Consider the following 25279-nt stretch of genomic DNA (forward strand, 5'->3'; position numbering starts at 1 on the left):
AACACCTTTTCAGACTCTCATATTCATTTACTGTTAAATAATTATAAACCAAAACCATAAGTGAAGCCAAGAAGTATCAACTCACACTCTCTTAACGTCACTCCTTCTTTGACTGACGTATCACTATCCATGAAACCACCATCGTCAAGAGACCCACTAGCAAAATAACAAAAGCAATATATGCAATATTTTCCGGAGTATTTTCTTGTAATTTTTCTAACTCTTTTTGAGAACAAGAAATATTAGGTGAAAATGCCAAAGCACCAGAAAATTCCCCAATATTTTTGTAATGCAAAATACCTTGAAAACACATAAGATTTTCTGAAGAAGACTCAGGAATATTGTAAAAACTTGCTACCTCTTGAGTAATTACGTGATTCCGTTCAACAGCAGCATTAAACTGGATAGCTAAAACAATCGCTGGTACTATCGTAAGTATTAACGAATAGATAAATAACAAATATGAACCGACCTTAGTATCCTCAACAAGCGTCTCTATTGTTTTCATGAATGACCATCTCCTTTATCCTATTTACGACCTTACCTAAATCTTAAACTAAAACTTATTCTAAGAATAATACATTAGAAAAAATGTTTACATGTCCTGTTATCCCTACTCGAAAACCGATCTTTGGGAGGGCGTCAGCCAGAGTTAAATAGGTTAAATAGGTTAAATAGGTTAAATAGGTTTAATAGGTTTAATAGGTTTAATAGGTACAATCTAAGGGGAGAACTTAATCGATACATTGTAAGCAATACTTTTTAGTTTGTATTAATTTAAGGTCTAAAGAAAACTTAAAAACGCTAATCTAGTGAACTTAAAGTTGCGCATAGGTTGCTCAAAAAAAAATAAACAGCTGTTAATTAAATAGTGAATATCTTGTAACATGTTGATTTTAAAGGGTTTAAGATGGTGGGCCCTCCCAGACTTGAACTGGGGACCTGCCGATTATGAGTCGGATGCTCTAACCAACTGAGCTAAGGGCCCTTTATAGGGTATTAAATTACCAGGCCTGGTAATTTAGGTGCGCCTATTATAGCGACTACAATATGGTTTGTGAATTATTTGCTAACAAAATTTAAATTCAATTTTGTATAAAGTAAAAAGGCCAGGGTTTCTCGTTGAAAACCTGGCCTTTGTTTTGCGAAGCAAATTCTTAAATAGCTTAATCCAAAAAGCTTTTTAAACGTTCTGCACGGCTTGGGTGACGCAATTTACGCAGTGCTTTTGCTTCAATTTGACGAATACGCTCACGGGTAACATCAAACTGTTTACCAACTTCTTCAAGTGTATGATCTGTGTTCATACTTAAACCAAAGCGCATACGTAAAACTTTTGCTTCACGTGGCGTTAGGGTGCTTAACATTTCACGAACGGTTTCACTCATACCTTCAGAATCAGCGGCATCTTGCGGTGATAAGATGTTTGAATCTTCAATAAAATCACCTAAAGATGAATCTTCATCATCACCAATCGGAGTTTCCATAGAAATTGGCTCTTTAGCAATTTTCATGACCTTACGAATCTTATCTTCAGGCATTTCCATTTCTTCAGCTAATTCTTCTGGTGTAGGTTCACGCCCCATTTTTTGAAGAAGTTGACGCTGAATACGGTTCAGTTTATTGATTGTTTCAATCATATGCACTGGAATACGGATTGTGCGAGCTTGGTCGGCAATTGAGCGCGTAATAGCCTGACGAATCCACCATGTTGCATAAGTTGAGAATTTGTAACCACGACGGTATTCAAATTTATCAACGGCTTTCATTAAACCAATATTACCTTCCTGAATTAAGTCTAGGAACTGCAAACCACGGTTAGTGTATTTTTTAGCGATTGAGATTACCAAACGTAAGTTAGCTTCAATCATTTCTCGCTTAGCAATACGCGCATTGTTTTCTGCTTTACTTAATTTTTTGTAAATCTTTTTATACATCGACACAGGCATTTTTTCAGATTTCTGAATCATTGCCAAACGTTTTTGCGCACGGCTTACTTCATGGCGAGCGTCTTCCAAAGCCGCTGCTTGTGCAGGAACTTTAGCAATTAACAAATCAATAAATTCTGGATTCGTTTCAGAGCCAATAAATACCTCTAAAAATACAGCACGAGGTACTTTTACTTTACGCAAAATTAAATCCACGATCACTTTTTCTTGTTCACGAATGGCTCTAATTTTATCTTTAACACTTTTTACAAAACGGTTAGAGAAAATTGGCGTAATTTTAACACCACGCAAATGCTCAACAACAGCTTGACGTTTTTGAACCGCTTTACTGTCGTCAGAACCATTTTTTGCTTCTGCATCTAATGCAGCTTTATTTAATTTTGTTAGAGCAGCCAGAAAAGCTTCTAGCTCTTCTTGATTAATACCATCTTCTTTTGGTTCGTTGTTATCACTGTCTGGCGATAATTCTTCAACCGGTACATCAATTAGATCTTCTGGTCGAATAAACCCTTGAACAACGTCTGCTACTTTTCCTTCGCCTGTTTCCATTTTGGCAAACGTTTCTAAGATTAAATTAGCAAAGTTTGGATATGTCGCCAAACAATCCAACATATCGCGGATTCCCCATTCGATACGTTTGGCAATATCAATCTCACCATGGCGAGTTAATAACTCAACAGATCCCATCTCACGCATATACATACGTACTGGATCAGTTGTACGACCGAATTCACCATCAACTTCAGCAAGAGCGGTAAGTGCAGCTTCTGCTGCAGCGTCATCAAAAGCGCCACCTTCTTGGGTTAATAATTCGTCTTCATCGGGTGGTGAATCAAATAACTTGATACCAAAATCTTTGATAATGGTTAAAACTTGGCCTAATTGATCTTCTTCAATATCATCTGGCAAAACATCATTAACATCAGCAAACGTTAGGTAACCTAACTCCTTCGCTCGCTCAATTAAATCTATTAACTGCTGCTTTCTTTCGACTTTTGTCATGCTTTGCCTCAAATAATGTTTCTATAATTCATTTTTTTCTAAAAATCTATCTGCTATTGCTTTCAGACAGAAAAAACAGAACTCGCAATTATACTAAAATTCTGTACCAAAAGGTTAAAATTCTTCTTTAAAAATTAGCAGGTTAGCTTTTACACTCAAACTTGGCTATTTATTCAAAGTTGGTGGGTTTATTTGTTCTTGACCAAGGTTTGCAGTTTTAACATTTCATCTGCACTCCAACCTGATTGTCCAAGCTTTTTTTCATCTAAATAACTGGCTAATGCAATAATATAAACTTCAAATTCTGTTTGAAGAAACGTTTCATCATCAGGTATTTCTGAGCTACTTACTTTATTTAGCTCATTTTCATAACCAGCATTAGCCACTTTTTTCCATGCTATTTCAACGTTAAATTGATTGGCTTGTAAAATTTTTATATATCCACCTAAGGCTACATAGTCACGTTCGCCCGATTTTACAAGGTCTTGCACAAATTCTTTTGCAAAAATTTCTGCCCAAGCAGGTCTTTTAACCAATAATCTAATCATTTTTAATGGCAAGGTAACAATATTGGAAAGATTACTTTCGCCAATTATATTTTTACCAGGCCTGGTATTATCGTTTTTAAAACCTGCAAAACCAGATTTAACATTCATTTGTTTTTCAACACGCCAAGTGGGTAAATCAACTAGATTAGCAATACCCTCTGCTAATAAAAATTGATATAAACCATGTGCTGACTGAACAAATGGTTCTGCCATTGAAACTAACTGCTGACGACCTTCAATACTGTTTACAGGAAATGAAAGCCTTCCTTGTAATCCCTGCATAAGAAACTCAGATAGCGATAATGCTTTGCCAATACGTTGATTAAACCCCTCTAACCCATCTTTGCGAACCATTGAATCTGGATCTTCACCATCAGGTAAAAATAGAAACTTAACGGAACGCTCTTTTTCCATCATAGGTAGAGCAAGCTCTAATGCTTTCCATGCGGCTTTTAAACCAGCAGAATCCCCATCAAAACAAAATACAATTTCATTTACTTGTCTAAACAGTAAATCTAAATGCTCAACGGTGGTCGCTGTTCCCAAGGTGGCTACTGCATTACGTATACCAAATTGAGCAAGAGCGACTACATCCATATACCCTTCAACCACAAGGATATTATCAAAACTTTGCCTTGATTGACGCATCTCATAAAGCCCATACAAAGTATAACTTTTATGAAATATTGGTGTTTCTGGAGAGTTTAGGTACTTAGGTTGATCATCACCCAAAACACGCCCACCAAAAGCAATCACTCGCCCACGACCATCTCGAATAGGAAACATTACCCTATGGCGAAAACGGTCATACACGTTTTTATCATCTTTCTCTACTAACAAACCAACTTCAACAAGTTGTTTGGTTAGATTTGCATCCGCTTTTAATCCAGAAACCAAACTATCCCAACCAGGTGGTGCAAAACCAATCACAAATTCTTTGGCAATATCGGCACTTAATCCACGTTGTTTTAGGTATTTTTTGGCTTCTTCTGATTGAGTATGATCACGTAATTGATGGCGATAAAACTTGGCAGCCAAATGCATAACGTCATATAAATCACGCTGTTTTTGTTGTTTTATTTGTTGGGCTTTTTGCTGTTCAGGGCTACGTTTTTCTCGAGGTACTTCCATACCATACTGAGAGGCCAAAGACTCTACCGCCTCTACAAAGGATAAACCGTCATATTCCATTAAAAATTTAAGCGCATCACCACTGGCTCCACAACCAAAGCAGTGATAAAACTGCTTTACGGGACTAACATTAAACGATGGACTTTTTTCATCATGGAACGGACAGCAAGCTTTATAGGAACTTCCTGCTTTTTTCAGTGGAACACGTTGATTTATAACTTGCACAATATCGGCTCGAGCTAATAAAGACTCGATAAATGAACGTGGAATGGATCCACCCTGTTCAGTCATACTCACACCTTATCCACAGACTTTGCACAGCTTTTTACACAACCCCTAAAAGCAAAAAACCCGCTAGCAAAAAACACTAACGGGTTTAATAGAAAGACCAGTTTTATTAAAACTTAACTGACCATAGCAACCTATATCAATAGGCGCTTACTGAATTTAGCCTAACTTAGCTTTAATTAACTTGCTAACCTCACCCATATCTGCACGACCTTGCATCTCAGGTTTTAACAAGCCCATCACTTTACCCATATCTTGCATGGAGCTGGCACCTGTTTTAGTCATTACATCGTCAATTAATGCATTAATTTCATCTTCTGTTAAAGCTTGCGGCATGAAATCCTGAATCACGGACATTTCATAGGCTTCTTGCTCAGCAAGATCAGGACGATCGGCATCCGTAAATTGCTGATGAGAATCACGACGCTGCTTCATAGCTTTATCTAAAATAGCTAAAATACCCGCATCATCTACAGTCGTTTGATTGTCAATCTCAACCTGTTTAATGGCTGCTAAAAGAGAGCGTACTACTTGTAGACGCTCTTTATCTTTAGCTTTCATACAAGCTTTCATTTCAGCGGTTAGCTGTTCTTTCATTGTCTCTGACACTAAAGTAACCTAACCTTAGTACATACGAGTTGTACGACGGTTCTCACGAGATAAACGTTTTGCTAAACGTTTAACTGCTGCAGCCTTCATACGTTTTTTAGCCCAAGTAGGCTTCTCATAATATTCACGTTTACGAGTTTCAGTTAACACACCTGCTTTTTCGCAAGCACGTTTAAAACGACGTAATGCTACGTCAAATGGTTCAGTATCTCTGATTTTTACGCTTGGCATAATTTCGACCTTAAAAAAATTTAGAATTCATTGCATCTTCCTCACGCAAGAAATGAGAAATAGCAGAAAGGGAGGATTATAATTTTCTCCTCTGCATTTTGCAAACCTTTTTCAGATAATTTTAAAGATTATTTGTTAAAATTCAGCCACTTTGATTTAAATAGATGAGTTTTATAGATGTTGGTACTTGGAATAGAGAGTTCTTGTGACGAAACTGGTGTGGCTATTTATGACACCAATAAAGGGCTTATTGCCCACACCCTGTACACTCAAATTGAACTGCATGCTCAATATGGTGGTGTCGTTCCTGAACTGGCTTCTCGTGACCATATTCGTAAATTAACCCCTATTATTATGCAAACCCTCAAAGAATCTAATATTAATAAAAAAGATCTAGACGGCATCGCATATACATCTGGCCCTGGTTTAATGGGCGCTTTGCTTGCGGGAGCATCGGTGGCACGTAGCTTAGCTTTTGCACTTAATATTCCAGCCATTGGTGTACATCACATGGAAGGTCATCTCTTGGCGCCTATGTTAGAAGACAATAAACCTGACTTTCCATTTATTTGTCTTTTAGTCTCTGGTGGACACAGCATGATTATTCGAGTTGATGGCATTGGTCAATATAAAGTTCTGGGGGATACGCTAGATGATGCCGCTGGTGAAGCGTTTGATAAAACCGCCAAAATGCTTGAACTCGGCTATCCAGGTGGACCAAATGTATCTAATCTAGCTTTACAAGGTAATGCAGAACGTTATAAGTTTCCTAGGCCCATGGTAGACAGACCTGGTTTAGACATGAGTTTTAGTGGTTTAAAAACCTTTACTTTAAATACTTGGCAAGCCACAGTTAAAAATAATGATGCTACCGAACAAACCAAAGCCGATATTTGCCGTGCCTTTGAACTTGCGGTGGCGGACACTTTAACCATTAAATGCAAACGTGCTTTAGATCAAGAAAACTTAAACAGGTTAGTGGTAGCAGGCGGGGTAAGTGCCAATCGTGAGATTCGTAGCAAATTAACGGATTTAATGAAAAAACGTAAAGGCGAAGTCTTTTATCCTCGCCTAGAATTTTGCACTGATAATGGTGCCATGATTGCCTATGCAGGTGCGCAACGTTTAGCCGCTGGACAAACTAGCGGTTTAAGCTTTGCTACAACACCGCGCTGGTCTTTAGAAGAATTGGACACTATATAACGTAAAGTTAGTAAACAGAGAGTTTAAAAAATATTGAACTACCCTCTAAAGAATACATTTAGTCTTTTTATTTATCTTTTTTAGCTTTAATTAAACTTTCTTCGCCATTAATTAAACGCTGAATATTGCCACGATGACGCCAAAATAAAATTAAGGTCATAACGGCTGTCACATAGACCCATTCAATATTACCGGATAAAAACCAAATATAAATGGGAGCTAAAATGGTTGCGATTAAGGCTGAAAGCGATGAAATTTTTAGGACTTTTGCCACAAACAGCCAAGTGCCTGCAACCGCTAAGCCAATAGGCAAAGACAATCCAAACATCACCCCCAGCATAGTTGCCACGCCCTTACCGCCTTTAAACTGAAAAAACACAGGGTATAAATGACCAATAAAAGCGGCAAACCCCACTAATACAATCATTAAAGTAGAAAGCCCTAACCCATGCGCAATCAAAACGGGCAATAAGCCTTTAAGCATATCGCCTACCAGGGTAATGGCAGCGGCTTTTTTGCCCTTTTCACCACCAATACGCAATACATTGGTTGCGCCTGGGTTACCTGAACCACCTTCACGTGGATCTGGCAAGCCCATTAATTTACACACAATAATAGCCGTAGATACTGAGCCTAATAGATAAGCAACAATAATAAATATAATACTTTCAAAACCCATTTAATTCCTTTTACCAGGCCTGGTCGTTATAAATAATTGCATGATTTTACTAGAAGTAGATAATATTGATTCAAATAATTCATGGAAGCGAAACAAATGCTTAATCAAAATAGCCCATCTACCGTTCAAAATATGGATACCATTTTTATAGATGGCCTACAAACACAAGCGATTATTGGTATTTACGACTGGGAAAGAGAAAACCGTCAACCACTTATCTTTGATATAGACATGCTTATGCCTATTAGCCAGGCGGCACAAACTGACAATATTGACGATACGGTGAATTACAAACAAGTTTCGGACGAAATTATAGAGCTGGTTGAAAAGAGTCGTTATGAACTAATAGAAACATTATGTGAAGCAATTTGTAATCATATTCTTACTCACCATCAGGCCGTTCAAATTATTCATTTAAAAGTCAGTAAACCCATGGCGGTTCCTGAAACTAATACCGTTGGATTAAAAATTACCCGTTATAGAACTGACAACGCTTAGTCACTCATTAACGTTTAACACCCTAATGACAAGTTAAATACGACATACGTTTTTTAACATAACCATTATAAAATGAAATACTAAGTGCTTAAATTTAATCTTGTAACTCTTTTTGCTCTTGAGCGGCACGTTTAATTAACGGCACAAGCTTTTCCATATACAAACAGGCATGATGTTCGGTAATTTTATCCATCGATGCATAATCCTCTTCAAATTGACGACGATTTTGTTTAGATAAATTTTTACAAATCTTTTTATACAATGCATCCCCTTTTGCTAAACGGGTAATGGTTACTAACTGCTCTGGCGAAACTTGTGGGGCAAACTTTTGTACAATACGATCATCAACACCAATCATTTTTGATGCCAATGCTTTATAGGCCTCTAGTTTGCGCTTAAGACCTTCTTCATCTACTGTATTATTTTGAGTTAAGCGTTGATCAATAACTTGTTGCAAAGCACTGATTGCATCTGAAGGTAAAGTAAACGTTACTGGCCCTATTTCTAATTGATATTCACCTTCTTTGGTTCTACTTGCTGAAATTTCCATTATTTATTCTCTTACTGATTTTTGTATATTCTAAAGTCTTCATTTAGTCGCAAGTTAAATTCCCACAACCTTAACTTAAATATATCGTACGTTTTCTGACGCAAATTCAATTTGTCCACTGGCTTCTAATTCAAACGTTTTTTCTACAATGCGACGAATCGCTTCTTTAGCAACATCATGTGAAGGCATGGTTGCGGATGCAAGATCTGCCTCAACCTGCTTAGCCAAAATACCCCCAATATTTGCCATAATAAAGTCATTTAATACTCGGTCATTAGCCAATAACATCATAATTAAAATATCGGTAGAATCTAAAGTACGCAGTAATTTTTGCATATCTAAGGGCTTTAATTCTTTAATTCGTAGACCTAATTTAATATAACTTTTTAAGGTTGAATGTTCAGCCCCTTGATCAAGCGACAGCAAATGCTCTAAAGTGATTTTTAAAAGAGCAACTGAAAATTGATCCATTTTTATGGCTCCGCAACCAATATGCACTAACCACTCATTTTCCTGTAATTTTTTAATACCTACTTTCATATCACTCTCTTTATTCAAAACAACTTAAACTTCGCGAAACCAACCGTATCATTGTATTTTTTTATAGCCATAATTTAAAAGCAATCTTCTTTCCAAAATCGTTTTTAACAACGTTTTGTACAATAACTAAAAATATTTAACCCTCAATCATGCTTTGTTACGGTTAAAACCTAGCTGTTAACTACGCTTTATTGCATAATATCACATACTTTAATAAACACACTCTGAAGCTCAATGAAATCGACACATCCTCGCCACTCTCATCGTTCAAACTCCCCCAAGTCATTGCCAGAACCTAGTGAAGATGGTCTATTGCATAGTGAAAAGTTGAGCAAAAATATTCAACGCTACTTAAGTCGCCACAATAACCTACCCTTTTCTAAATTTATGGAAATGGCGTTATACACACCACAATTAGGCTATTACAGTGGCGGATTACCTAAAATTGGTAAAACCGGTGACTTTATTACCGCACCTGAAGTTTCACCAATTTTTTCTCGTTGCTTAGCCAGACAGGCGGCACAGATATTGGCAGAATTAGCAGAACCCAACCTTATTGAATTTGGGGCTGGCCAAGGCACAATGGCTAAAGATATATTATTAGAACTTCACGCCATGCAACAAAATGTAAATCGTTATTACATTATAGAAATCAGTGCGGACTTACGAGCCCGCCAAAAACAAACTTTATTAGAACAGCTACCTAACGACTTATTTAGTAAAGTGGTTTGGTTAGATAGCCTTCCCAAAACGCCAATAAATGCCGTTGTTTTAGCCAATGAAGTTTTAGATGCTATGCCATTTGAGCGTATTCGTATTGAACCGCAACAAGCATTAAAAGGTTATGTTTGTTATAACGAAACCAGCCAACAGTTTGACTGGGATTATCAAATCATTACCGAACCAGGCCTGCAAAAATTTGCGAACCAATTAATTCAACATATTGGCAAAGTATCTAATTTAGGCTATGAAACTGAAATTAATCTAAACCTAAAACCTTGGCTTAAAAGCCTAAACGATATTTTAAGTGCGGGTGCCGTTTTGTTAATTGATTATGGTTACAGTCGCCAAGAATACTACCAACCAGCACGCGTTATGGGGACTTTACGTTGCCATTACCAACACCGCGCGCACAGCAACCCATTTTTTTACCCAGGCCTGCAAGATATTACCGCTCATGTTGATTTTACAGCCGTGGCCGAAGAAGGATTTGACAGTGGGTTTAAAGTGGCAGGTTTTACTACCCAAGCTAACTTTTTAATGGGCAGTGGTTTATTAGAAATGTCTTTTGATGCCAACGCTGACATTAGTCAACAAGTGCGCATTGCTCAACAAATCAAAACACTGACTCTACCCGACGAAATGGGTGAAACCTTTAAAGTCATTGCTTTAACTAAACAATTTGAACAACCTTTAATTGGGTTTAGTGTGCGTGATTTACGCCATCAATTATAAACATCACTAGATTCACCCTAAAAACAGGACTGTATTAATGGATATTTTTCAAGCCGCTATTCTCGGTATTATAGAAGGCCTTACCGAGTTTCTACCCATCTCCTCAACAGGTCACCTCATTATTGTAAGTGACTGGTTAGGTTTACAACAAACAGATCAAAACATGGCTTTTGAAGTCATTATTCAGGTCGCCGCAATCTTGGCTATTTTTTCACATTACAGTTCAAAATTTAGCCTAGAACATATTCGCCTGTGGATCAATGTTTTAATTGCCTTTTTACCCATTGCTATTATTGGTTTTTTATTCCACAACACCATTAAAGAATTTTTTACTCTCAGTATTGTTGCTTGGATGTTTATTGTGGGTGGTATTGTCTTTTTAATTATGGAAAAACTCTATAATGAAGGTACACACCGTACTCGAGATATTGAAGACCTCAGCATAAAACAATCTTTTTGGATTGGCCTAATACAAGTCTTTGCACTTATCCCTGGCACAAGCCGCGCAGGCGCTTCAATAGTAGGGGGAATTATGATGGGGCTCGACAGAAAAGCCGCCGCAGAATTTTCATTTTTATTAGCCCTACCCGTTTTAGCAGCGGCATCGGGTTTAGATCTAGTTAAAAACTATTCTGAATTTGCCAATACCTCTTGGCTACCCTTAATTGCTGGCTTTGTTATGGCTTATATTATTGCCTACTTATCCATGAGTTTGTTTTTACGCTTTTTAGAAAAATTCACCTTTAATGCTTTTGGTATTTATCGCATTATTTTTGGTGTTGTTTTACTTATTTGGTTTGTTTAAAACCGTTTAAAATAAAGCCATTGCCAATAACTTGGCAAATAAAAGTTAAACCAAGGTTAAACAAGGTCATAACAAGGTAAACTCATGAAACTTTACAGTGCCCAAAGCTCTCAAGCCATAGACCAAGATGCCATAAAAAATGAGGGCATTGCAGGCCTGTTATTAATGAAACGTGCCGGTTTTTTTGCCTTTGATGTATTACAAAAGAACTGGCCTGAAAGCAAACACATTCACATTATTTGCGGCACAGGTAACAACGGTGGTGATGGTTACGTTATTGCTCAATATGCTCATATTGCTGGTTTTAAGGTCACCGTTTTGCAAGTGGGTGAATGCAATAAAATTAAAGGCGATGCCCTGTTAGCCCTTAATGAACTTAAGCAACTCGGCATTCAACCTATCGCCTATTCAAAAGAGAGCCTGCAAAGTGCCAATTTAATTGTAGATGCCATTTTTGGTACGGGGTTAAACCTACCCATTACGGGTGAAATGGCTCAAATTATTGAACAAATCAATCAAAGCAAAAAAGCTATTTTAGCGGTAGACATTCCTAGTGGTTTAGATGCCAATACCGGGGCTATTTTAGGTTGTGCCGTACACGCCGATATTACCTGTACTTTTATTACGCATAAATTTGGGCTATATACCTTTCAAGGCCCAGAAGTCTGTGGGAAAATTCACTTTAGCCCACTTTTTATCCCTAAAGAACTATATAAAAACCAACCGCCTTTAGCCATAAACCACCCCCTAAAATTTTGGTTAAACACCCTGCCTTTACGTTTAGCTTCACATCACAAAGGCATTGCCGGCACCGTCTGTTTAATAGGTGGCAACTACACCATGATGGGCGCCATACAATTAGCAGGCCTGGCAAGTTTAAAAACAGGGGCAGGCCTGGTAAAAATCATTACGCATCAAGAACATGGTGTAGCTATTACACAGGCGATTCCTGAATTAATGTGTTACCCAACAGAACAACTTCTCGCTCAAGCTAGCCTGGCCAATGTTATTGGCATAGGGCCAGGCTTAGGGCTAGACGATTGGGGAGAAAATTTATTTAACCAAGTTATGGACCTACCACATAACAAAGTGATTGATGCAGATGCGTTAAAGCTCCTTAACCTTTTTATAGAAAAGCAAGACCAACACATCCAAAACAATAATTGGGTACTAACACCACACCCTGGTGAAGCCGCACAACTTTTACACACCACCACTCCCAACATACAAAAAGACCGCATTGCCGCTATAAAAGCCTTACATAAAAAATATGGTGGCGTGATTGTATTAAAAGGCAATGGAACGCTTATTTATGATGGCAAACAAATGGAAATATGTTTAGCGGGCAACCCTGGTATGGCTGTTGGCGGAATGGGCGATGTATTAACAGGCACCATTGCCACCTTTATAGCCCAAGGCTTATCGCTGTGGAACGCGGCCTGTTTAGGCGCCTCCTTGCACGCACATGCAGGAGATGTTTTGGCCAATCAAAGCGGACAACCAGGCATTTTGCCATCAGAAATCGCACAAGTTATGAGTCAGTTATTAAGCTATAGCGATAGTCCAGTTTCCTAAATTTCAGTTTAAAACCTGAACTATGTTTTTTAGATTTACTCGATGCTTACAATGCATATTCAACCATCGGGCATGCCTAGCCTGGCAAATTGGATTTTAAGGTTTAACTTGTCTTATCTGTTGAGAAGCCTTTTTGATATTTATACACCTTTAGGGTTTGCTTTTAGGCTTCACCTTACCTTATTGCTTGCCCAATAAGGTAAGCGAACAAGGGCACCCCGCTCCATAAATTGGCAAGTTCTAAAACTCATTCACTGAAATCCCGCAACTTGCTGAGCAAGCTCAGCTTCGAACAGTCGGGATTTTTAACCGTTCACTTCGTTAAGAACTCTGCACAATTTATTCCAAGGGGATTTTTGGCGTTTGTGGTTCGCTTCAATTATTAAAAAGATAAATTATCTCTATGCCCACAATCTATAGATGACTAAAGGGAAAACCATACATTATGAGAATAGAGTAATTCGATTTTAATCACAACAGCATCTTCTAAAAGCCGTTAAAATACGCACAATAAATTTAATCGGCCTGCCCTTATGCATAATTTAGCTCAATTACAATCTGGTGAACTTAACGGTATTACACGTTTGCAGATAAGTGATAATTTATCCGAGTTTCCAACAGAAATTTTTACCCTAGCAGATACTCTAGAAATATTGGATTTATCAGGAAACCAGCTGAGTCAGTTGCCGGATAATTTAGCGGATTTGGTCAATTTAAAAATTATATTCTGTTCAAACAATCTTTTTACTGAAGTACCAACCGTTCTAGCAAACTGCCCTAAATTAGAGATGATTGGGTTTAAATCCAACCAAATTACCACCTTTGCAGAAAATGCATTACCCCTTAACACTCGCTGGTTGATTTTGACTGACAACCAACTGACTAAACTGCCCGATTCTATTGGTGATTTAAAACAGCTACAAAAATGCATGCTCGCTGGCAATCAGTTAACAGAGATACCTAAAAGCATTCAACATTGCACAAATTTAGAGTTATTGCGTTTATCTGCCAATCAATTAACCCACCTACCAGATGAATTATTAAGCCTACCAAAATTGAGTTGGCTGGCTTTTTCGGGTAACCATTTTTGCCAAACCATCACCAAACCATCTAATACATCCAATAAAATTGAAACCGTTTGTATGGACGACATTGATTTTCATGAACTGTTGGGCGAAGGTGCGTCTGGATTGATTCATCGCGCCAAATGGTCTGCCAATTATGCCCAACCTAAAAGAGCTAAAGGGCATATTGTTGAAAAAAATATTGCGGTAAAATTATTTAAAGGTGAAGTGACCAGTGATGGTTATCCAAAGGATGAATTGGCCGTCTGTTTAGAAATGGCGCAACACCAAAACATTGTTAATACCATAGCGGTGCTTGAAGATGATAATCAATCGGGCATAGTCATGAATTTAATCCCTAAAAAATTCTTTAATTTAGGAGAACCACCTTCATTACAAAGTTGCACTCGTGACACCTTTAAAGAAGGATTTTATTTGCCCGCAACCTCGGTGTTAAACCTGTTAATACAAGTGGCCGACAGTATGAAACATATTCATCAACAAGGTTTTTGTCATGGTGATTTGTATGCCCACAATATTCTTATCAATAAAAATGACTCTGTATTATTGGGTGATTTTGGTGCCGCCTCTTGTTTTAACGACCTACCCAAAAACCAGAAAAAATTAGTCACTCAACTTGAAGTTAGAGCCTTTGCTAATTTAATAGAAGACTTACTCACCATCACACAAAGTAGTGCGATGGGAAGTTATCTCAGCAATACGCTTAAAGACTTTGTAGACTATTGCAGAGAAGAAGATGATTTATCATTTACAGAGATAAAATCCGAACTGATTGAACTTACAGAAATCTAATATTACGCAAGCCCAAAATCACACGCTTTTAAAAGGAAGAACAATGCAAAGCCATTCTAAAATACTTGTTAGCATGTTATGTGTTATGCCTATGCAAACGGTATTTGCAGATGAAACAGCGGCCACAAAAACAATAGCAACCAATACAACCGCTATTTACGATGATGCTTGCATTAAACAAGCTCTTGAAACTTTGCCTGCTGATGCGACTTTGCAACAACTTCGCCAACAGTGTCTAAAAAAAGACACTGCTGTGTTACAAGACTCACCCATTGAAAAGCGAATTCAAGCAGATCGATTAAGCCAGTTTGACCATTTTTCTATTCAATCTTATCTACCAAATTACATATTATTTGGTTCATACAACTTTGCTGAAACCAATGAAAAACCTTATAGAAACGGCGTATTTTCAGGTAATGAATTTTTTGAACCCGTTGAAGCTAAATTTCAAATCAGTTTAAAAGCACCTATTGCCGACAATGTTTTAGGATGGGGTGATCACTGGTATCTTGCTTACACCAACCGTTCGTTTTGGCAAGCCTATAATAGCCATATTTCATCCCCATTTCGTGAAACGAACCATCAACCAGAAGGTTGGATAAGTTTTGACAATGACTGGAATATTTTAGGTTGGAAAAACCGGTTAATCGACACAGGTATTGCTCATCAATCTAACGGACAAACCGGTACACTATCGCGCTCTTGGAACCGTGTTTATCTTAGATTTTTATTTGAAAAAGAGAATTCAGCCTTTAGCTTTCAGCCGTGGCTTAGAATCCCTGAAAACAAGGATGATGACGATAATCCAGATATTACGCACTACATGGGCAATGCTGAATTCAGTTACTACACTAAATATACCGACCATAATTTTAGAATGACTATACGAGATAATTTTGATTTTGACGATAATAAAGGCGCGTTAGAACTGGGTTACACCTACCCAATTCATCGTAACCTTAACTTCTACGCCCAATGGTTTTACGGATATGGAGAGAGTCTAATTGACTACAACTACCGCAACAACACGCTAAGCATTGGTGTACAAATTGGTAACTTATATTAGATAAGGTTTTGTATTTTTCGGTTTGATCTTTGAAACAAAATTGAATTGACCCAATACTCAGCCACAGGACATGCCAGGCCTGGTAATTTTATTTTTGCTCTGTAAAGCCAACCTTAAACGCCAAGATTCCCCTTGGAATAAATTGTGCAAAGTTCTTAACGAAGTGAACGTTTAAAAAACGCTGCTGTTAGAGCGTAGCTTGCGGAGCGAGTTCAGCGTTTTCAGTGAATGAGTTTTAGAACTTGTCAAATTATGGAGCGGGGTGCCCTTTGTTTGCTTACTTTGTTTGGGCAAACAAACAAAGTAAGGGGAAGCCAGAGCCATTAACTCAAAGACCTATAAATATTAAAAAGGCTTCTCAAAAACAAGAAAAACTATCAACCTAACCAGGCCTGGTGTTTGTATAAAAATTGAATAGAACAGATAAAGTAAATTTTAGGGCTCTACACTTTTGGCAAGAAGTCCGATAACGCTTGAATATCTTTATATAAAGAGTCCTCATCCACCGCTAAAAGATTGATATGTCCTAACTTGCGCCCTGCTCTTTCGGCTTTATCATATAAATGCAAAAATGCGTTTGGCATGGTTAAAACCTTTTCTACCGGTCCAGTTTCGCCAATGATATTAATCATAGCCGCAATGGGTTGGCGTGGTGATGTATCACCTAATGGTAAACCTGTAATCGCTCTTACATGGTTGTCAAACTGTGACGTGTATGCCCCTTCGATTGTCCAATGTCCTGAATTATGCACACGTGGCGCTATCTCGTTGGCGACGAGTCCATCAACCGTTTCAAACAACTCAAGCGTTAATACACCCACGTGATCTAACTCATCTAGCAAACTGTGCATATATTCTTCTGCTTGCTGTTGAATATCAGCAGAAACCTGTCTGGCTGGGGCGATGGTGTAACGTAGAATACCTTCGTGATGCACATTTTGTACTAACGGATAATACACATGCTCATTATTGGCATTGCGCACGGCAACAATAGATAGCTCTCTTTGAAACTCAACAAAGCCTTCTAAAATTAATTCACGACCACCGATTTCTGACCAGGCTTGTTCAATTTGCGAGGTTTCTTTTAAAACAAACTGCCCTTTACCGTCATAACCTTCAGTGGTGGTTTTTAAAACGGCAGGCAAACCAATCTCTTCTGCCGCTAACTTTAAACTCTCTAATGAATCAATAACTTGATAAGGCGCACAAGGAATATTAAGTTGATCAAACAAGCCTTTTTCACGACCGCGATGCTGAGAAATAAATAGAGATTTCTCTGCTGGATAAACCGGCGTGGTTTTGGCGATTTCTCTCACTAATTCAATACTGGTATTTTCGCTTTCATAAGTAATCACATTGGCAAACTCAACCAATTCAGCCATAGTATCCGTATCATCTGACGGCTTATGCATATGCCCTAACAGCGCTGAAGGTTCGGTATCAGATGTTCCATAAAAACCAAACTTTTGCCCTAATGGATAACCTGCAATAGCTAACATTCGGCCAAGTTGGCCAGCACCTAAAACACCAATATTTTTTGAAATGGGAGTCATGAGAAAAACTCTTTATTAAAGTTATATCGAAAAATGAACCACGAATCGCTTAAGCAATATGCAACCGAAGTTTTAAATAATTTGTAAAGGTATTTTACCAGGCCTGGTATGCCCTGTGGCCGTTAATGTGTCAGCATAGGGTAAAACGTAGATTGTTATTTTAACCTCTAAAAACGCAACGTAATATAAACGCCATATAATTAAGTTTTTAAAGGTTATTTAGTCACTTTAGAATTAAAGACGAGGATCTGGGTTATCTAAAACCGTTTGGGTTTGCTCTTTTCTAAATGCCTTAACCGCAGCACGAATAGTAGGATTTGAATTACCAACCATTTGAGAGGCTAAAATACCTGCATTTTTAGCACCCGCATCACCAATAGCTAAAGTACCAACGGGTACGCCACCTGGCATTTGAACAATAGATAATAATGAATCATTACCACTTAATGCACGTGATTGCACTGGCACACCTAACACAGGCACAACGGTTTTAGCGGCAACCATACCTGGTAAGTGCGCTGCACCGCCGGCACCTGCAATAATAACTTGTAAGCCACGTTCCTCTGCTTGCTCGGCGTATTCAAACATTAAGTCTGGTGTTCTGTGAGCTGAAACCACCTTTACTTCATGCGGAACATTAAATAGCTCAAGCATATCTACAGCGTGCTTCATGGTCGGCCAATCTGATTTTGACCCCATAATCACACCAACCAACGGTTGCTTAACATCACTCATGTTCAAATACCCTTAAAAAATGGAGAAAGCGGAGCATTGTACAACGTTATTGGAAAACGTCAACTTAAAAAAAGACTTAACTACTTGAAAAAATTAGATAAGTAAAACCATTTATTTAGAATAACCCTACTTTTAATCTGTTAAAATAAAATCATACAAACTCATGGTAGATCAATGAATGAAACGGCTTTACATAGTTTTTTACTTGGTATTTTTTACGCTTATAGGTTGCTCTCAAGAAGATACGTCAAACGACGTTCCTAAAACTGTTGTACATACTCATGAAATCCCACAATATCAATTTGCAATTCATCCTTTGCATAATCCAACACGTTTATTTGAAGCCTTTAATCCACTTATAATGTATTTAAATAAACATATTCCTCAAGCCAATTTCACGCTTGAAGCCTCAAGAAATTATGCCTGTTTCAATAATAAATTAATCGATGAAAGTGTCGATTTTGCCTTACCAAACCCTTACCAAACTCTTATTGCCATTCAGCATCATTATAAAGTAATTGCCAAAATGGGTGATGATGAAAAATTTAAAGGTATTATTTTAGTACGCAAGGATAGCAGCATTAAAACCCCGCAAGATTTAAAAGGCAAAAGCATTAGTTACCCTGCGCCCACTGCCCTTGCTGCCACAATATTGCCACAATATTATTTACAAACACATGGCCTAAATATTAATAAAGACGTCACCAATAAATATGTTGGATCTCAAGAATCTTCTATTTTAAATGTTTTTTTAGGTTCAACTGATGCCGCAGCGACTTGGACTCTTCCTTGGGAAGAATTGTCTTACGAAAAGCCTGAAATAAAAGAGAAACTAAAAATTATTTGGCAGACTCAGTCTCTACCAAATAACAGTGTTATTGTTAGCAACAAGGTACCCAAAGAAATCGCTAACAAGGTACAAGAATTGCTTGTTAATTTAAACCAATCTAAAGAAGGACGAGTTGTTCTTAAAAATATGTATTTATCAAAATTTGAAAAAGCGAATAATGCTACTTACGATACAGTACAAAAATTTATAGATTTATTTCAAGAAACCGTAAGACCCTTATAAATAGAACATGTAATAACAACTTATAAAAACAAAAAATTAACACTTTAGGGTATTTAAATAAACAATGTTCAACCTTCTTTTTCGTCACTCAATTAAATATAAGCTAATTTTAGCCATTGCGCTTCTTCATGCCATTTTAATGACCATTTTTGTAGCGGATTTGGTTAGTAGACAACAACACTTTTTAATTGATGAATCTAAAAGTTCTACAACAGGAATTGCTAAAACTTTAGCAGCAAATAGTATTCCCTGGGTGCTATCTAATGATGTTGCTGGGTTAAATGAAATTATGATGGCCCAGGGAGAACAGCCTAATTTTATCTATGCAATGATTTTAAATACCCAAGGTAAAATTCTTGCTTATCATCATAAAAATCACAATGTGCCCCAGCTAACAGGTCAATATATTCCGCAAACCTATCTGACTCAAAAAACGACACCATCCGGGCTTATTATTATTTCAGAAAACAATAATCATATTGATGTGGCAGCACCCATTAAAGTTAAAGGCAATTTAATTGGCTGGGCTAGAATTAATATGAGTCGCCAACATATTCATGACAGCGTTCATTGGATAACGGTAGAAGGGGTTATCTATACGTTAATCGCCATACTCATAGGTGCATTTTTTGCATGGCAAATTGGCCGTGGTCTCACCAAAGGCATTTATCAACTCATTACCGCCACTCAACGCGTTAAAGCCGGTGATCGTAATATTATTGTGGGCTTAGAACGAAAAGATGAACTGCAAACCTTATCTAACAACTTTCAAGCCATGCTCAATACTCTAAACTCTAAAGAACAAGAGCTTTTTTCTGAGAAAGAACGATTAGAAATCACATTAAAATCGATTGGTGATGGAGTCATTACCACAAATAAAGATGGCTTAATTACCTACATTAATCCGGTTGCCGAAAATTTAACTGGCTGGCCACAGAATTCTGCCATGGGTCAACATGTTGAAGATGTTTTTAAAATTTACAATGAAAAAAACATGGAATCCGTCGAAAACCCTGCTTTAAAAAGCATGAAAAAAAATACCATTTTGACATTACCTTATCAAACTCTATTAATTAACCGGTTCGATGAAAAAATATCCATAGATGACTCTGGTGCACCTTTGGTCGATTTTTCCGGAAATATAATAGGCTCCGTTTTGGTTTTTCATGATGCGACAGAAGCTAGACAACTACGTAAAAAACTTACATGGCAGGCACTGCATGACAATTTAACTGGGTTAGAAAATCGTCAAGCATTTGAGAGTAACTTAGATGAGATTATTGAGAAAAGTAAACAAGACACGCAACTTGAAAGCTGTTTAATTTATATAGATTTAGACCAATTTAAAATTGTTAACGATACTGTCGGTCACAGTGCGGGAGATGAACTACTTAAACAAATTGCCCATATTGTAGATAACCAAGTTAGAGAATCTGACATTTTGTTCCGTATTGGCGGTGATGAATTTGCCATACTGTTAGAACATTGCTCAATTCAAAGCGCCTTCATTATTGCCGAAAAAATTAGGCAAGCAGTCAATAAACACCGTTTTATCTGGGAAAACCGTATTTTTGATATTGGCACCAGTATTGGTATTACCTTAATAAAAGGGTTCATAAACAAAGCAACGATTATGATCCAAGCGGATATTGCTTGTTATATCGCAAAACAAAATGGTCGAAATCGAGTACATGTTTTTGAAGATAACGAAGCGTCACTTAACCTTGAAATAGCAAGATTTGACTGGGCTAACCGTATTAAAAGAGCGATTGAAGATCAACATTTTGTTCTTTATGCCCAACAAATTACTCCATTACAAAACGGTAACAACAAAAAAGCCTTTGAAATCTTAGTGCGATTGCAGACTTTAGAGAATGAAATCATTTCGCCTGACCAATTTTTACCTGCTGCCGAACGATTTAATTTAATGCCTGATTTAGACATTTATATTGTTAATCATGCCTATCAATGGCTAAAAGAACATCTTAATGAAGTTGATCTATTAAATATCAATATTTCTGGACAATCATTAGGTAATGAAGATTTTATTGAGGCATTACTTAAAATATTAGAACTAAACCCATCTCTCAATAAAAAGGTTTGTTTTGAAATCACGGAAAGCACGGCTATTTCACATATGTCTGCCAGTATTATCTTTTTACAAAATATTAAAAATCATGGTTGCCAATTAGCTTTAGATGACTTTGGTTCTGGCTTCTCTTCATTTGGCTGGTTAAAAACACTACCTGTTGATTACGTTAAGATAGATGGCATATTTATTTTGGATGTTTTAAAAGATAAGGTAGATGCGGCCATGGTAAAAGCTATTCACCAAATAAGTGATGAAATGAACATAGAAACTATTGCTGAATTTGTAGAGAATCAAGAAGTATCAGACTGGTTAAAAGAAACCGGTATTGATTACGCCCAAGGCTACCATTATCACAAACCTACACCACTGGGGCGTATTTTTTAACCTTAACAGGCCTTATAAATCGCTTTTAGAATCAACAACAAAATAAGTATTACCGCCCGCGTGTTTAGCCCCTTTTTTTGCTTTCGTGGCATAAGAAGCTAATTTTTGGGTATGTTCAAAAAACTCAGGGTGTACCAGTAACACGCCAATAGATAAACTCATTAAAGGATAAAATTTACTTCTCCCCTCCCTATCACTCGCATTAATGCCGCCTTGCCGTTGATCTTGCTCGGTATAAAAAGATAAAACTTCTTTTTCAAACATTTTTAAGATTAATTCAGCCCATGTTACGTAATCTTCAACAAAAGAACTGATAACAACAAAATCATCTCCTCCAATATGGCCTATAAATGTTTCACTGTGAATCACTTGCTCTTCTGGTAAAACGTCCTTAAGAATATCCGCTATTAATCGAATAACGCCGTCACCCTCTTCAAAACTATAACTGTCATTAAAAGGTTTAAAGTTATCCACATCAATATACATAACCAAAAAATCTTTTTTATTTTTTAAGAACTTATTAATTTTTTTTTGAATCGGGACATTACCAGGCAAGCCAGAAAGTGGATTTGCAAACTGAGCACTCTCTACTTTTAGGTCGGTAATTTTTCTCAATAAATCTTTAAAATCACCACAACCCAAATATTTTTTCTTTTTTTCGACAATAAAGGCATCTCTAAAACCAAATTCATTACTCTCTGTCACAAGCCGACTCAAATCAATCAGCGAGGTTCTCGAGTCAACAATAATTGGGCTTTTATCCATGACGTTTGCCACTGATTTTCGTGCATGAAGTTCTTGCCCAAATTTACGAGCCAGCAAGTTCATTAAATCACGACGCCAAATCATACCAACCACTTGCTTACTTTCCACAACGGGAAAATAATCTAATTCAGCATGCTGTAAAAACATTTCAGAAACTTCATTTACAAGATAATTTGGTTTGACTATAGGATGTTCAAAAGCAATTTCAGACACAGTGACCTCACCTTTCTCCGCTTTATTTTCTAGGTGTTTTTCAGGCCATTCATACAGTAAATCTTCACTGATTATTTTTTCTGGTTTTTTGAATAAGAAACCTTGAACTAAATCCACGCCTAATTGCGTTAACACTTCTAGCTCTTTTTCAGTTTCTACACCTTCAGCCACAACTTTAGTCTGTGTGCTTTTTGCCAGAGTCATTAACGTTTCCATAAACATTCTTTTATCGTTATGCAAATGAATATCTGACACAAAATGCCTATCAATCTTTACAAAATCAGGTCGAATTTCTGACCAAATTCGTAAACCGTTATAACCACTTCCTAAGTCGTCAATGGCAACTTTAAAACCAATCGAACGATAATAATTAATGGCGCCAACAAAAGCTTCAAAATTATCTACCGGTTGTAATTCAGTAATTTCAATAACCACTCTTTCTGGCGGAAGACCAAATCGCTTTAATGCATCGAGTGTAATGCCTTTTTGGTGAGCAGGATTCATTACAGCATTAATCGATATATTTAAAAACAAGTGTAAATGTTCATCTTGAGCGGCTTGTTCTGCAAATGATTGAATCGTCGCAATTCGTGCAAAGGTATCTAATTCATACAACACCCCCTGCTCATCTGCAACTTTAAATAAATTTAATGGATGATATAGTGCTGAATTAAACGGTCCTCTAACTAAACCTTCAAAAGCACAAACTCGCTTTCTTTTAATATCAATAATCGGTTGAAAAACACAATTGAGCGTATGACTATCTACGATATCCAAAAGCTCCATCCCTAAACCTGATTCCGTTAACATAAGACGCTGGCTTGCAGTAAGCACAGAGTTATGTGAATTATCGTTTTGAGTACGGTTTGTTTGATTCAATTTAGGCATAATAGTTTCCGATTTATTAACCGGTAGATACTAAAGCCTAGCCAGTAATTTAATGATTAACAAAACATTAACTTCACATGACAAATAGATGACAATCTTATTCAATTACCGGGTTTTTCTGACAGAAACTTGAACCTAAAAAAAAAATATTGGATAATACCGCCATGCGCCGATTTGATATCAGCTTGCGGGCGCTTTAAAAAGTACGGCTAAAGCGAGGAACCCTTCAAAATATTTAGTTCCCAGCAAATATTCCGTACCTCGTAATTTTTTCACTCTATTCGAGGAACTCAACATGACAAAAACCACTGTATTTACTTCTGAATCAGTATCAGAAGGCCATCCAGATAAAATTGCAGACCAAATTTCGGATGCAATGCTTGATGCTATCTTAAAACAAGACCCACGTGCTCGTGTAGCCTGTGAAACCTTTGTAAAAACCGGCATGGTTATGCTGGGTGGTGAAATCACCACTTCGGCCTGGGTAGATCAAGAAGAACTTGTGCGTAACGTAGTTAAAGAAATTGGTTATAACCACGGTGATTTAGGGTTTGATGGTGAAACCTGTGCTGTTTTAAGCTCAATTGGTAAACAATCACCCGAAATTGCACAAGGTGTAGATGATTCAGAAGATCATGAACAAGGCGCGGGAGATCAAGGCCTAATGTTTGGTTATGCATCAAATGAAACTGACGTGTTAATGCCTGCGCCAATTTATTATGCGCACCGCCTAATGGAACGCCAAGCACAAGTGCGTAAATCGGGTCAATTAGATTGGTTACGCCCTGACGCCAAAAGCCAAATTACACTACGTTATGAAGACGGAAAACCTGTTGCCATAGATGCAATTGTTTTATCAACCCAACATGGCCCTGATATTGGCAACAAAACCCTGCGTGAAGCGGTTATGGAAGAGATTATTAAACCTGTTTTACCAACGGAATGGTTGCATGCCGACACTCAATACCACATTAACCCAACAGGCCGATTTGTGATTGGTGGTCCAGTAGGAGATGCTGGATTAACAGGTCGTAAAATCATTGTGGATACGTATGGCGGTATGGCACGTCACGGTGGCGGTGCGTTTTCTGGTAAAGATCCTTCAAAAGTTGACCGTTCAGCCGCTTACGCTGGGCGTTACGTGGCTAAAAACATTGTAGCGGCAGGCTTAGCCGACAAATGTGAAATTCAAATTTCTTACGCTATTGGTGTCGCAGAGCCAACCTCTATTAGTATTGAAACATTTGGTACTGAAAAAGTGGCGACCTCATTAATTGAACGTTTGGTTCGTGAACACTTTGACTTGCGTCCTAAAGGGCTTATTGCCATGCTAGATTTGTATCGTCCTATTTATCAAAAAACGGCCTCTTATGGTCACTTTGGTCGTGAACTACCTGAATTTACTTGGGAAAAAACCGACAAAGCTGCAGGTTTAAAAGCCGACGCTGGACTGTAATACACAATGTATACATAACGATCATATAGCGGTTATATTTAAATGTTATAACCCACTCAATATCCAAATTAAGATTTACTAGGCCTGTATGCCTTGTAGCATAATGTAATACAAA

The 25279-nt window shown here is 37.5% G+C and carries 21 protein-coding genes and 1 tRNA gene; 10 read left to right on the plus strand and 12 right to left on the minus strand.

Features of this window, described 5'->3' with window-relative positions; translation table 11 throughout:
• Window positions 1-97 precede the first annotated feature (97 nt).
• The 6 genes from ACYQ0E_RS10885 to rpsU all read right to left on the minus strand — a co-directional run bounded on the left by ACYQ0E_RS10885 (window position 98) and on the right by rpsU (window position 5758).
• The gene (locus tag ACYQ0E_RS10885) at window positions 98-508 is read right to left on the minus strand and encodes a hypothetical protein (protein ID WP_460188253.1); all 411 of its coding nucleotides are present in this window, start codon (window positions 506-508) and stop codon (window positions 98-100) included.
• 403 nt (window positions 509-911) lie between these two features.
• Window positions 912-988: transfer RNA gene (locus ACYQ0E_RS10890), tRNA-Ile, on the minus strand.
• 178 nt (window positions 989-1166) lie between these two features.
• On the minus strand, window positions 1167-2951 hold the full coding sequence (gene rpoD, locus ACYQ0E_RS10895) for an RNA polymerase sigma factor RpoD (protein ID WP_460188254.1): 1785 nt from the start codon (window positions 2949-2951) through the stop codon (window positions 1167-1169).
• 188 nt (window positions 2952-3139) lie between these two features.
• Entirely contained in the window at window positions 3140-4921 is a 1782-nt protein-coding gene (dnaG, locus tag ACYQ0E_RS10900) for a DNA primase (protein ID WP_460188255.1), read from the minus strand.
• 156 nt (window positions 4922-5077) lie between these two features.
• Window positions 5078-5527 carry a GatB/YqeY domain-containing protein gene (locus ACYQ0E_RS10905; protein WP_460188256.1) on the minus strand — a complete coding sequence of 150 codons (450 nt, stop codon included), beginning with the start codon at window positions 5525-5527 and terminating at the stop codon, window positions 5078-5080.
• Window positions 5528-5542: 15 nt separating this feature from the next.
• Window positions 5543-5758 carry a 30S ribosomal protein S21 gene (gene rpsU, locus ACYQ0E_RS10910; RefSeq protein WP_029408214.1) on the minus strand — a complete coding sequence of 72 codons (216 nt, stop codon included), beginning with the start codon at window positions 5756-5758 and terminating at the stop codon, window positions 5543-5545.
• A 177-nt stretch (window positions 5759-5935) separates the two neighbouring features.
• Between rpsU and tsaD the strand changes: the two genes are divergently transcribed.
• On the plus strand, window positions 5936-6961 hold the full coding sequence (gene tsaD, locus ACYQ0E_RS10915; RefSeq protein WP_460188257.1) for a tRNA (adenosine(37)-N6)-threonylcarbamoyltransferase complex transferase subunit TsaD: 1026 nt from the start codon (window positions 5936-5938) through the stop codon (window positions 6959-6961).
• A gap of 67 nt (window positions 6962-7028) precedes the next feature.
• Here the strand turns inward: tsaD and plsY are convergent, their stop codons facing one another.
• The gene (plsY, locus tag ACYQ0E_RS10920) at window positions 7029-7640 is read right to left on the minus strand and encodes a glycerol-3-phosphate 1-O-acyltransferase PlsY (protein ID WP_460188258.1); all 612 of its coding nucleotides are present in this window, start codon (window positions 7638-7640) and stop codon (window positions 7029-7031) included.
• Window positions 7641-7736: 96 nt separating this feature from the next.
• On the opposite strand from plsY, the gene folB reads away from it, so the two are divergent.
• Window positions 7737-8138, plus strand: coding sequence for a dihydroneopterin aldolase (folB, locus tag ACYQ0E_RS10925; protein ID WP_460188259.1), 402 nt, complete (start codon window positions 7737-7739; stop codon window positions 8136-8138).
• Between the two features lie 94 nt (window positions 8139-8232).
• On the opposite strand, the gene ACYQ0E_RS10930 is transcribed toward folB, so the two are convergent.
• Both ACYQ0E_RS10930 and ACYQ0E_RS10935 read right to left on the minus strand, forming a co-directional pair.
• Window positions 8233-8688, minus strand: coding sequence for a FliG C-terminal domain-containing protein (locus tag ACYQ0E_RS10930; RefSeq protein ID WP_460188260.1), 456 nt, complete (start codon window positions 8686-8688; stop codon window positions 8233-8235).
• Between the two features lie 75 nt (window positions 8689-8763).
• Window positions 8764-9228 (minus strand): FliG C-terminal domain-containing protein, encoded by a 465-nt coding sequence (locus ACYQ0E_RS10935; RefSeq protein WP_460188261.1) that lies wholly within the window; start codon window positions 9226-9228, stop codon window positions 8764-8766.
• A gap of 234 nt (window positions 9229-9462) precedes the next feature.
• On the opposite strand from ACYQ0E_RS10935, the gene ACYQ0E_RS10940 reads away from it, so the two are divergent.
• The 5 genes from ACYQ0E_RS10940 (at window position 9463) to ACYQ0E_RS10960 (ending at window position 16006) form a co-directional block, all read left to right on the plus strand.
• On the plus strand, window positions 9463-10683 hold the full coding sequence (locus ACYQ0E_RS10940; protein WP_460188262.1) for a class I SAM-dependent methyltransferase: 1221 nt from the start codon (window positions 9463-9465) through the stop codon (window positions 10681-10683).
• Between the two features lie 37 nt (window positions 10684-10720).
• Window positions 10721-11488, plus strand: a complete 768-nt coding sequence (locus tag ACYQ0E_RS10945) for an undecaprenyl-diphosphate phosphatase (protein WP_460188263.1) — start codon at window positions 10721-10723, stop codon at window positions 11486-11488.
• Window positions 11489-11572: 84 nt separating this feature from the next.
• Window positions 11573-13063 carry an NAD(P)H-hydrate dehydratase gene (locus tag ACYQ0E_RS10950; RefSeq protein WP_460188264.1) on the plus strand — a complete coding sequence of 497 codons (1491 nt, stop codon included), beginning with the start codon at window positions 11573-11575 and terminating at the stop codon, window positions 13061-13063.
• Between the two features lie 533 nt (window positions 13064-13596).
• Complete coding sequence (locus ACYQ0E_RS10955) at window positions 13597-14940, plus strand: leucine-rich repeat-containing protein kinase family protein (RefSeq protein ID WP_460188265.1); 1344 nt, start codon at window positions 13597-13599, stop codon at window positions 14938-14940.
• A 43-nt stretch (window positions 14941-14983) separates the two neighbouring features.
• Window positions 14984-16006, plus strand: a complete 1023-nt coding sequence (locus tag ACYQ0E_RS10960; RefSeq protein WP_460188266.1) for a phospholipase A — start codon at window positions 14984-14986, stop codon at window positions 16004-16006.
• Between the two features lie 443 nt (window positions 16007-16449).
• Here ACYQ0E_RS10960 and ACYQ0E_RS10965 read toward each other — a convergent pair whose 3' ends face one another.
• Window positions 16450-17559, minus strand: coding sequence for a 5-(carboxyamino)imidazole ribonucleotide synthase (locus ACYQ0E_RS10965; protein WP_460188267.1), 1110 nt, complete (start codon window positions 17557-17559; stop codon window positions 16450-16452).
• A gap of 234 nt (window positions 17560-17793) precedes the next feature.
• Window positions 17794-18294 (minus strand): 5-(carboxyamino)imidazole ribonucleotide mutase, encoded by a 501-nt coding sequence (gene purE / locus ACYQ0E_RS10970; RefSeq protein WP_460188268.1) that lies wholly within the window; start codon window positions 18292-18294, stop codon window positions 17794-17796.
• Window positions 18295-18472: 178 nt separating this feature from the next.
• On the opposite strand from purE, the gene ACYQ0E_RS10975 reads away from it, so the two are divergent.
• Both ACYQ0E_RS10975 and ACYQ0E_RS10980 read left to right on the plus strand, forming a co-directional pair.
• A complete protein-coding gene (locus ACYQ0E_RS10975) occupies window positions 18473-19366 on the plus strand; it encodes a phosphate/phosphite/phosphonate ABC transporter substrate-binding protein (protein ID WP_460188269.1) in 894 nt (297 codons plus the stop codon).
• A 64-nt stretch (window positions 19367-19430) separates the two neighbouring features.
• Window positions 19431-21842, plus strand: a complete 2412-nt coding sequence (locus ACYQ0E_RS10980; RefSeq protein ID WP_460188270.1) for an EAL domain-containing protein — start codon at window positions 19431-19433, stop codon at window positions 21840-21842.
• A gap of 12 nt (window positions 21843-21854) precedes the next feature.
• Here the strand turns inward: ACYQ0E_RS10980 and ACYQ0E_RS10985 are convergent, their stop codons facing one another.
• Window positions 21855-23708, minus strand: coding sequence for a GGDEF domain-containing protein (locus tag ACYQ0E_RS10985; protein ID WP_460188271.1), 1854 nt, complete (start codon window positions 23706-23708; stop codon window positions 21855-21857).
• 295 nt (window positions 23709-24003) lie between these two features.
• Between ACYQ0E_RS10985 and metK the strand changes: the two genes are divergently transcribed.
• On the plus strand, window positions 24004-25164 hold the full coding sequence (gene metK, locus ACYQ0E_RS10990; protein WP_460188272.1) for a methionine adenosyltransferase: 1161 nt from the start codon (window positions 24004-24006) through the stop codon (window positions 25162-25164).
• Window positions 25165-25279 lie beyond the last annotated feature (115 nt).

The sequence above is a fragment of the Thiomicrorhabdus hydrogeniphila genome, assembly GCF_054656895.1.